Origin of the sequence: Mesorhizobium sp. M1E.F.Ca.ET.041.01.1.1, from assembly GCF_003997355.1 — a bacterium.
In the GTDB taxonomy this organism is placed as follows: Bacteria; Pseudomonadota; Alphaproteobacteria; order Rhizobiales; family Rhizobiaceae; genus Mesorhizobium.
Window position 1 is genome coordinate 1 of sequence record NZ_RZSL01001158.1, and the last position, 736, is coordinate 736.

Consider the following 736-nt stretch of genomic DNA (forward strand, 5'->3'; position numbering starts at 1 on the left):
CCGAACCGTCGAGAATCCTGTCGAGCTCGCGAGCGAGACGACGTGCCGCCGACCATGCTTCGTCGGAATGCGACGTGCCGGGTGCGGCTTTGCGGTTGTGCAATCGGTGTGGCAAATCGAGCAGTCAGTGAAATCGTTAGCGAAAAATCGGGGCTGTCGTAGCGCCTAAACCTAAACAACACCTGACTTTTCCCTGTTTGAAATCGGGAAGTAAAAGCGACAACCACCGAGGCTATGGCGCGGCTCGACGAGCGCCTGGCGCGCTCTCCCGTCCGCGACGGCTTTGTCGAACGCCAACACTTCGCCGATGCAGCCGCCGCACTCTGGCTCGAGGGCGAGCTCGTCCATCTTGAGGACCTGGTCCTGCACGACGCCCACATGGACATCCGCACCCCGACCCACGAGATCACCCGCGCACACGCGGTGCTACGAACCCGGCGGCGAATTTTTGCGCAGACGCCCGACTGGGCGCTCAGCCGGGACGGGTTTTTGACCTTGACCGGCCGCGGTGGCGCGACGCCGGCGTCGGTACAAAAAAGCCGGGAAGGGCAGGAGGCCAGCCCCGTTCCTGCCGACGGTCAGGATGATGCTGAGGCGGATCTTCTGGCTGAGGAGTTTGCCGAGATCGATGCTGTTCTCGCACGCACATCGAAGATTCTGAACGGCGCCGATGTGCCTGCTCGAAAAGAGGAAACGTCACGACGTGAGCGGCCGGACCTGATCTACGATCTCGATT

At 62.1% G+C, this 736-nt stretch carries 1 pseudogene; it reads left to right on the top strand.

The window, feature by feature from the left end:
* Positions 1-234: 234 nt before the first annotated feature.
* Positions 235-736, top strand: a pseudogene (locus EOA38_RS38085) (hypothetical protein); the annotation flags it as partial.